Below are 8,027 nucleotides of genomic sequence, written 5' to 3'. Positions count from 1 at the left end.
TCTATAATCATGAACGGCCCCACGGATCCCTCGACGGATTAACACCGTCGAGATGCTGGGAACGCTGGAGTGCAGAGAACCAATTAGCTATCGCATAGCCGCTGGACTGCTAACAGGGGCCCAATCACCCGTCGACGGCCACGAAACGATTTCTCGCGAAGATGGATGAGGCGCCGACATGCATCGAGGATGGGACGAGGGAGACGCGATCACCGGTGTCCTCTTCGCACCGATGAGACCACACGCGTCACCAGCCTCTGCAGGCCCGCCTGAGCCCTCGGACGGGCAAAGGGCGGGAACAAAGGCTTGCCGAGGCCCACAATGGCCTCGGCCGGACTGTACAAGCTACTGGTGCACCCGCCTTCGCGCGCACAGACAGAGGCAGACGAGGACTCGGACCAAAGAAGACATCGCAGTGTCCAAGGACAACTCTCACACGGCCGCAGCACACGATCGCAGCTTCGGGACAAGAGAGTCACGGATCCCCTTGCATGAGTGAATGCACTGATGGCCCGGACTCGTATGAGTCCGGGCCATCAGTACTATCTGTAATCAGTATTCGCTTTGCAGCAAATCAGTGGGCGTGATCCCCACGATCATGCTCGTACGACAGTCCGACCAGAGCGACGAGGCCGAGGACGGCGCCGAAGGGGAAGATCCACCAACCCATGGCGATTCCGTAGAAGGCCACAGCTGCCGCACCTGCACAGGCGATCGGCCACCAGCTCCAAGGGCTGAAGAAGCCGTAGTCCGCATCGGCATCGGAGATCTCTGCCTGCTCGGAGTCCTGTGGCTGGCGACCGACACGACGGTCGGTCAGCCACAGGTAGACACCGACCATGCCTGACATGCCACCGGTGAGAAGCAAAGCGGGGAAACCAACCATTTCGCCGAAGTCCGTGTAGAGGCCATAGGCAACGGCGACAATCACGAAGAACACTGCGTTGACGAGGAAAAGAGTGATCGACGACTTCACTTGACATTACCTCCGGCGAGTTGCGGTTCAGGGGTGCCGTGCCCGGCGTATTCGAGCAGTTCGGGATGGTTCACATCGAATGCCGGACGTTCCGAACGGATACGGGGCAACGAGGTGAAGTTGTGGCGTGGAGGTGGGCAGGATGTTGCCCACTCCAGTGAACCGCCGTAACCCCAAGGATCGTCGACCGTGACCTTCGGTGCATTGCGTGCGGTGATCCACACGTTCCAGAAGAACGGAACCATCGACAGACCCAGAATCATTGCGCCGACAGTGGACACCTGGTTCATCCAGGTAAAGCCATCCTGAGGGAGGTAGTCCGCGTAACGACGGGGCATTCCGTCGACACCCAACCAGTGCTGGACGAGGAAGGTGCCGTGGAAACCGATGAACAGCATCCAGAAGTGGATGAGTCCAAGCTTCTCGTTGAGCATCTTGCCTGTCCACTTCGGCCACCAGAAGTAGAATCCGGCGAACATCGCGAACACGACGGTACCGAAGACCACGTAGTGGAAGTGAGCAACCACAAAGTAGGTGTCCGAGACCTGCATATCGAGAGCAGGGCTGGCCAGGATGACGCCGGTGAGACCACCGAACAGGAAGGTAACGAGGAATCCGATGGACCAAACCATCGGGGTCTCGAAGGTGATCGACCCTCGCCACATGGTGCCAACCCAGTTGAAGAACTTCACGCCAGTCGGAATTGCGATGAGCATCGTCATGAACGCGAAGAACGGCAGCGCCACAACTCCTGTGACGTACATGTGGTGAGCCCACACGGTCACGGACAGGGCAGCAATAGCAATCGTCGCGAAGACCAGTTCCTTGTAGCCGAAGACTGGCTTGCGGCTGAAGACTGGGAAGATCTCAGTCACGATGCCGAAGAACGGCAAGGCAATCACGTAAACCTCAGGGTGTCCGAAGAACCAGAACAAGTGCTGCCAGAGGATCGGTCCCCCGTTCCCGGGGCTGAAGACATGGGATCCCAGTATTCGGTCAGCTCCCAAGACCAGCAATGCGGCCGCGAGAGGCTGGAAGGCCATGAGAACCAGAATGCCGGTGATCAGCGTGTTCCAGGTGAAGATCGGCATACGGAACATGGTCATACCAGGAGCACGCATCGTGATGACCGTGGTGATGAAGTTGACTGATCCGAGGATCGTTCCGATTCCCTGCAACGCCAGGCCGAGAACCCAGAGGTTTCCGCCGGCGCCCGGGGTGAAGGTTGTATTGCTCAGAGGCGCGTACGCAGTCCATCCAAACGAGGCTGCACCCTGAGGGGTGAGGAAGCCGGAGATGGCGATGAGGGAGCCGAAGAGATACATCCAGAAGGCGAACGCATTCAGACGCGGGAACGCCACGTCGGGTGCGCCGATCTGCAGCGGCATGATCACGTTGGCGAAACCGGAGAACAGCGGAGTCGCGAACATCAGCAGCATCAGCGTGCCGTGCATCGTGAACAGCTGGTTGTACTGTTCCTTGGTCTCGACTATCTGCATACCCGGGTCGAAGAGCTCGAGACGGATGATGAGGGCCATGACGCCGCCGACGCAGAAGAAGAGGAACGACGCGATCAGGTACATATACCCGATCGTCTTATGGTCGGTCGACGTAACCCAGTCGACGATGATCTTCCCCTTGCTCCGCGGAACAACAGGGGCGTCAAGGGCCGACTGATTCATCGTTGCGGTCATTTTTCAGCACCTTCTTTCGGGTACCAGTTGCGATCGTACTCAGGTCCGAGCTGACCCTTGTTGCCGTCGTCGGCGAGGGACTTGGTGTAGTCCTCGAACTCGTCCTTAGATACGACCTTCACATTGAAGAGCATTTCGGAGTGGTATTCACCGCACAGCTCAGCGCACTTGCCCACGTACTCGCCTTCTTTCTCGGCGCGCAGATGCAGACTCTGGTCGTGACCAGGAATCATGTCGCGCTTCTCGAGGAAAGCGGGGACCCAGAACGAGTGGATGACATCGCGTGAGCGCAACTTGATCTCAAGGTCGGTATCGACCGGGAGGTAGAGGGTCGGTGCCTTCTCCCCCGGCTTCTCCGTGCCATCGAGCGCTACCTGCGTTCCTGCGAAGTACACGTCTTGATTGACGTAGTTGAAGTCCCATGCCCATTGTTTTGCGGCGATTTCGATGACCTGGTCACCGGGTGTGGTGTCGTCGGTGGTCTTCTCCATGACCTGGACGCTCTGGAAGAAGAATCCGAGGACCAAGATGACTGGAGTGACCGTGAACAGAATTTCGATCGGCATACTGTAGCGCAGCTGCACAGGCAGTCCGCGATCGTTCTTGCGGCGGCGGTAAGCGACCATCGCCCACAGGATGAGTCCCCACACGATCAAGCCCACGATGAGCAGGGCGATCCATGCACCGTTCCACAGGGAGGTGTATGCCTCGGTGTGGTTGGTGGCGCCCTTCGACTCGGCGGGGAAGAACCCTGTGGAGATCTGCTCTTTCGTGCAGCCGGACAGCAACGCCAGTACAGCGACGGCGCCCAGAGTGCCGAGCCGCTTCGCCCAGGACCTTCCCGGTCCTGCCTGATTCGGAGAATCCACGTGCAGCCTTTCACAACCTTATTCGCCGTCCGGGTGCCCGAAAGACGAATTCTTACTATGTCAGTTACCAGAGTACCGCTACAAGCGGTAGAAATTCACATGCAAATGATCATTTGTTGAGAATAACCTGACAACGATCCCCACGGAGAGCGGAATCTAGCCGGGCAGAGTAGTCGAGACCACTGATCTCCGACACGCCGAGGCTCGCCAGGTGTGATGTCTGCCACTGAGTATCGATGAGCCACTCACCACCATCGTAATCAGCGTCGACCGAGGTGGGGGCCGTTGGGGACGTCGTTCCGTTGAAGAGGGACACCAGATGCACCAGGGCCGCTTTGGAGGCATCGCGCTGCGTGTGAAACATCGATTCTCCGGCGAAGAACGAGCCTATGGCGACTCCGTAGAGACCGCCGACGAGGACGCCCTCGGACCTGACCTCCACGGAGTGTGCCCACCCGGCCCTGTGGAGACCCTGATAGAGGCGGATGATGTCCTCGGTGATCCAGCTGCCGGGCCTGTTGGGGTCTGCGCAGGCTCGGATGACCTGCTCGAAATCAGTGTTGACGCTGTATTCGAATCTGCGCATCGACTTGCGCAGGCTCTTGCTGACTTTGAGGTCGCCGGGGAGCAGGACTCCGCGTCGTCGCGGAGCCCACCACCCCATGCGTCCGATACCGCCACTGCCGATTCCCATCGGAAAGAGTCCGGCCCGATACGAAGAGAGGACCTGGGGTTGCGTTGCCGTGTATGACACGGCGCGCAGATCCTCCAGGTCCATCTCAGTGACTTTCAGGTCTGTTTCAGCGGGCTGACATCAGTGGAATGAGTCGCCGCATGCGCAGGAGCCGCCCGCGTTCGGGTTGTCGATCGTGAAGCCCTGCTTTTCGATGGTGTCCGAAAAGTCGATGGTCGAGCCGCCCAGGTAAGGCACGCTCATCCGATCAACGATGACCTCGACGCCGTCGAAGTCTCGTACTGCGTCACCGTCGAGCTGCCGCTCGTCGAAGTACAGCTGATAGATCAGACCAGAGCAGCCACCGGGTTGAACGGCCACACGCAGACGCAGGTCATCGCGACCTTCCTGCTGCAACAGGCTGCGCACCTTGTCAGCAGCCGTGCTCGAGAGTTCGACCTCGTGCGTGGCCATCGCTTCGTTCGTCACAGTCATGGTTACTCCTTATTTCGATCCTGCCTGTCTCCAGGCTACACCGACCACAACGTTCTGGTCGGTGAACCTATTCCCGAGCCGGCCTCAGCTCGCTGCCAGTTTCTGCAGCAGCAGCGCCTCGGCGACGATCGCGGCCTTGAAATCAGGCAGATACAGCGACTCATTGGCGCTGTGGGCCCTGGCATCCGGGTCCTCAACTCCCGTGACCAGAATAGATGCCTGCGGGAACACCTCGAGGAGATCGGCGATGAACGGGATCGAACCGCCGATGCCCATAGTCACGGATTCCTGTCCCCAGGCCTCGGTGAGAGCGCGTTCTGCGGTCTGCACCACCGGGTCGTCCAGATCCGCCTGCCACGGACTGCCGCCCTCAGTGTCTCCGATGGTCAGTGTGGCGCCGAAGGGAAGGTTCTCGCGCAGATGCTTCTCGACTGCCTCAACAGCATTGGCCGGAGTGTCTCCGGGTGCCAGACGGATCGACAGTTTTGCCCGCAGGCTGGATTGCAGAGTGTTCGAGGAGACGTCGACTTCGGGGATGTCGAGTCCGATCACAGTGATCGACGGCTGAGTCCACAGGCGTGAGGCCAGTGAGCCGGAACCGATGAGTGAGGTCGATTCGAGAACACCGGAGTCGGCGCGGATCGTCGCCTCTTCGTAGTCGATGTCACTGCTGGTCTGTGACTTAAGACCGCTGACGGCCACTGAGCCGTCCTCATCGTGGAGAGTGCTCAGCACCCGTGTCATCGCCAGCATCGCATCGGGAACGATCCCGCCGTACATTCCCGAATGCACGGCATGATCGAGCGTGGAGATCTCAAATTCGATAGCGCACATACCGCGCAGGCTCGTCGTCAGTGCTGGTGTGCCGGCCGCCCAGTTGCCGGAGTCAGCGACGACGATGACGTCGGCGGCGAGCTTGTCCTGATATGTCTCAAGGAAGTTGCGGAAGCTGGGACTGCCAGCCTCCTCCTCTCCTTCGATGAAGAGAGTCACACCCACGCCGAGGCGGCCTGCCAGGAGACGCAGAGCGGTGAGGTGGACCATGATGCCGGCTTTGTCGTCGGCGGCTCCACGACCGTAGAGCCGCTCCCCCGTTCGGGTGGCAACGAAAGGCTCAGAGTTCCAGGCTTCGGCTTTGCCCGGAGGCTGAACGTCGTGGTGCGCGTAGAGAAGCACGGTCGGTGCGCCTGCAGGAGCCGGCACCGAGGCGACGATGGCCGGGTAGCCTTCGGAGCCGTCTTCCTGCGCTGCGGTCAGGATCTCGACGTCGAGCCCCAAATCTCGGGCAAGTCCGGCCACAGCCTCGGCGCTGGTCCGAACGTTTGCGGGATCGAAGCTGGGCCAGGCGACTGACGGGATCGCCACGAGATCGGTCAGCTGGTCGATGACCTCATCGAAGATGGTGTCGAGTTCGGTATGCAATTGTGCACTGTCCAGTGCAGAAGTCGATTCGCTCATTCTCCAAAGGTAGTATTCATTAGGTGTTCGGAAGCAAAAAATCTCCTGAGGATGCGCAATCCTCCGACAATCGACCGGTGAACGATGACGGTTCACACCCTGGCGCTGCCTCGCAGCGTGAGGCTGAGCAGAAGAAAGGACGGCCGACGCCCAAACGCAGTCAGCAGGAATCGGTGCGCAAACAGCCGCTGGTTTCGAAGGATCGCAAGGTGGCGAACCAGAAGGCCAAGGAACAGACGCGCAAGGACCGCGATCGTGCCCGCATCGGCATGATGAACGGTGAGGAACAGTACCTCACGCGCCGCGACAAAGGCCCGCAGCGGCGCTATGTTCGCGACTACATCGACGCGCGCTTCTCCATCGGAGAGCTCTTCATCCCCGCTGCGATTCTGATCCTGGTGGTGGCATTCACGCAGCCGGTGGCCATTCAGCAGTACTTCACCTACGCGGTCTGGGGTCTGCTGGCGTTGGTCATCCTCGATGGAGTGATCGTCAACTACATCCTCAAGGGACGGTTGAAAGCCAAGTTCGGAACCGTCGAACGTGGCCTGGCGTTCTACGCAATCATGCGCAGCGTCCAGATTCGTCCGCTGCGCATGCCGAAACCTCAGGTCAAGCGCCGCCAGTACCCGAAGTGAGCAGAGTCCGGGAACGGGCTCCGCGAATGATCCGTCCGGGCCAGAACGGCCCGGAGTAGATCATCTCCGAATAGGTTTGAACCAGATCAGCGCCCGCCGCAAGCCGGGCGCTGATGTCATTGGCATCAGATATTCCGCCGACGGAGATGATGCTGAGGTTGTCGCCGACGGTGGCCTTGACCAGACGAAGGACTTCCAGCGACCGCGCAGCCAAGGGTCGTCCCGAGATGCCCCCGGCTTGACCGCGAGCGAAGTCCGCTTCCGGGCCGTTGAGCACGTCGCGATTGATCGTGGTGTTGGTGGTGATGAGTCCATCGACTCCCGAACGCATGGCGAGGTCACAGATCTCGGCGACATCCTCGTCATTGAGATCGGGTGCGATCTTGACCAGCAGCGGCACGTGACCGAGCGTGGAACGAGCAGTCTTGACCACCTCGGCGGCGGCAGAGCGCACCGCGTCGATGATGGGTTCCAGGCTCGACACGGACTGCAGGTCACGCAGACCCGGAGTGTTCGGCGAGCTGACATTGATGACGAGGTAATCAGCCAGAGGCGCACAGAACCGCGCTGAACTCGCATAGTCCTCGACGGCGTCAGCAGCTTCGACGACCTTAGTCTTGCCGATGTTGATCCCGACGATCGGGCGCTGTGCCGAGGGCAGAAAGGCAAGGGACTTCCGCTGTTCTTCGATGTTGAAGGCGGCCTGCCGGGCACCCTGGTTGTTGAATCCCATCCGGTTGAGCAGCGCCATGTTCTTGCGCAGACGGAACAGTCGCGGCTTCTCGTTGCCGGGCTGAGCATGAGCAGTGATCGTGCCGACCTCGATGTGGCCGAAGCCCATCGTCGACAGAGCGCGAATCCCTTCACCGTTCTTATCGAATCCAGCCGCCAGCCCGAGGCGATTGGGAAACTTCAGGCCCAGCACTTCGACCTCATCGCGGGTACCGCGAGCCAGCACGATCCGGAGCAGTCGGCCCAGACCGGGGATGGAATCGAGGATTTTCAGTGCTGTGAACGACACATGATGTGCGCGTTCGGCGTCCATGGGGGCAAAGAAGAGTTTGAAGAAAAGTGAGTACACACCCACCAGAATATGTCAGGTGGCGATGTGACCCCAGGACGGCACGGTCCACGGCTACCAGGAATTCACGCACTTGCCTGGTCCGAATGGTCACAGTTTATCCATCCTCCGCGAAATGGCATTAGGATCGATTCAACGTTCAA

General features: G+C 59.9%; 8 protein-coding genes. 1 reads left to right on the top strand and 7 read right to left on the bottom strand.

Translation table 11 applies throughout. The annotated features are described in order from the left end of the window. Positions 1-574: 574 nt before the first annotated feature. The 6 genes from BSP239C_RS18590 to BSP239C_RS18565 all read right to left on the bottom strand — a co-directional run bounded on the left by BSP239C_RS18590 (position 575) and on the right by BSP239C_RS18565 (position 6,165). Positions 575-976: a cytochrome c oxidase subunit 4 gene (locus BSP239C_RS18590; RefSeq protein WP_101574836.1), complete on the bottom strand. Its 402-nt coding sequence runs from the start codon at positions 974-976 to the stop codon at positions 575-577. Then, positions 973-2,670, bottom strand: a complete 1,698-nt coding sequence (gene ctaD / locus BSP239C_RS18585; RefSeq protein WP_101574835.1) for a cytochrome c oxidase subunit I — start codon at positions 2,668-2,670, stop codon at positions 973-975. The genes BSP239C_RS18590 and ctaD overlap by 4 nt, the downstream gene beginning before the upstream one ends. Beyond that, on the bottom strand, positions 2,667-3,539 hold the full coding sequence (gene coxB / locus BSP239C_RS18580) for a cytochrome c oxidase subunit II (RefSeq protein ID WP_101574834.1): 873 nt from the start codon (positions 3,537-3,539) through the stop codon (positions 2,667-2,669). The genes ctaD and coxB overlap by 4 nt, the downstream gene beginning before the upstream one ends. A gap of 109 nt (positions 3,540-3,648) precedes the next feature. Then, positions 3,649-4,317: a leucyl/phenylalanyl-tRNA--protein transferase gene (gene aat / locus BSP239C_RS18575; protein WP_101574833.1), complete on the bottom strand. Its 669-nt coding sequence runs from the start codon at positions 4,315-4,317 to the stop codon at positions 3,649-3,651. 36 nt (positions 4,318-4,353) lie between these two features. Continuing rightward, positions 4,354-4,707: an iron-sulfur cluster assembly accessory protein gene (locus tag BSP239C_RS18570; RefSeq protein WP_101574832.1), complete on the bottom strand. Its 354-nt coding sequence runs from the start codon at positions 4,705-4,707 to the stop codon at positions 4,354-4,356. A gap of 84 nt (positions 4,708-4,791) precedes the next feature. Next, a complete protein-coding gene (locus tag BSP239C_RS18565) occupies positions 4,792-6,165 on the bottom strand; it encodes a dipeptidase (protein ID WP_101574831.1) in 1,374 nt (457 codons plus the stop codon). Between the two features lie 77 nt (positions 6,166-6,242). Between BSP239C_RS18565 and BSP239C_RS18560 the strand changes: the two genes are divergently transcribed. After that, positions 6,243-6,803, top strand: coding sequence for a DUF3043 domain-containing protein (locus BSP239C_RS18560; protein WP_257930285.1), 561 nt, complete (start codon positions 6,243-6,245; stop codon positions 6,801-6,803). Here BSP239C_RS18560 and BSP239C_RS18555 read toward each other — a convergent pair. Next, positions 6,778-7,884 (bottom strand): quinone-dependent dihydroorotate dehydrogenase, encoded by a 1,107-nt coding sequence (locus BSP239C_RS18555; RefSeq protein WP_101574829.1) that lies wholly within the window; start codon positions 7,882-7,884, stop codon positions 6,778-6,780. The genes BSP239C_RS18560 and BSP239C_RS18555 overlap by 26 nt on opposite strands. Positions 7,885-8,027 lie beyond the last annotated feature (143 nt).

The organism is Brevibacterium sp. 239c (assembly GCF_900169365.1).
Lineage (GTDB): Bacteria > Actinomycetota > Actinomycetes > Actinomycetales > Brevibacteriaceae > Brevibacterium.
This window is presented reverse-complemented; position numbering and strand designations above follow the sequence as displayed.